Source organism: Grimontia marina (assembly GCF_900060185.1).
Taxonomy (GTDB): Bacteria; Pseudomonadota; Gammaproteobacteria; order Enterobacterales; family Vibrionaceae; genus Enterovibrio; species Enterovibrio marinus.
Map to the genome: position 1 here is coordinate 1 of NZ_FIZY01000170.1, position 1048 is coordinate 1048.

1 protein-coding gene is annotated in these 1048 nt (G+C 50.7%); it reads right to left on the reverse strand.

All coding sequences use genetic code 11. The annotated features are described in order from the left end of the window. Window positions 1–25: 25 nt before the first annotated feature. On the reverse strand, window positions 26–982 hold the full coding sequence (locus GMA8713_RS28905) for a hypothetical protein (protein ID WP_062715520.1): 957 nt from the start codon (window positions 980–982) through the stop codon (window positions 26–28). Window positions 983–1048: the final 66 nt, after the last annotated feature.

Below are 1048 nucleotides of genomic sequence, written 5' to 3' on the forward strand. Positions count from 1 at the left end.
CTCTTCACATTTCCGATCCCTCCTTTTATTTCCCTCTTCTTCTCTCCCTCTCCTTCTTCCTTCTCCTCTTTTTCTCTTCCTCCTCTTTCCTCTTTCTTTTTTCCTTCTCTCTTTTTTCTTCTCCTCCCTCTGTCTCTTGTTTTTCTTTCTTTTTTCCTTTACTTTTCTTTCCTCCTGCTTTTTTCTTCCTTTTTTCCTCACCCTTCTCTCCCTTCTCATTACTTTTCTCTCTCATCCCTTCCCCCCTCTCTTTTTCCTTCTTCCCTTTTCCCTTCTCCTCTTCCTCTTTCCTTCTCCTTTTTCCCCTGTCTCGCTCCCTTCTCTCCTCCTCCTCCCTCTCCTCTCCTCCCTCTTCCTCCTTCCCCCCCTCCCTTTCCCTTCCTCTCCCTTTCCTCTTCCCTTTCCTTCCCTCTTCTCTCTCCCTTTCTCCTCCCTCTTCTTCCCCCCCTTCTTTCCCTTCTTCCTCCCCTTTCCTCTTCCCTCTCCCTTCTATCCCCATTTCTCCCCCCTCTTCTTTCCCTTTTTCTCTCTCTCTTCTATTCCTTCTCCTCCTTTCCTCTTCTTTTCCTTTCTTCTTTTCTCTTCCTCCTTCCTCTCTTTCCCTCCTTCTTCCTCCTTCCTCTTCCCCCTTTCCACTTGCACCCTCCCTACTTCTTCCCTTCCCCGTTCCTGCTTTTCTCTTCCATCCCCTCCTTCTCATTCTCTTCTCCCCTCCCTCACTCCTTCTCCCCCTCTCTTCCTTCCCCCCTCCTCCTCCCTCCTTCCTTTCTTTTCCCTCCCCTCCTCCCTTTCCTCCTTTTCCCTTCCTTCTCCCTCTCCTCTCCCCTCTTCTCTCCCTTCTCTCCCCCTCTCTTCTTTTCTTCTTTCTCCCTTCCTCCCTTTTCCTCTCCCTCTTTCCTCCCCCCGCTCTCTTTTCCCCCTCCCCTCCCTCCTTCCCCCCTGCATTCCTGAGATAGCCAAAATGATCACTAGAATGACACAAAGTTGGTTCCCCCTGTCAACATCCCATCTTCACCCCCCTTTCCCCCTCCCTCTTCTTTCCTCCTTT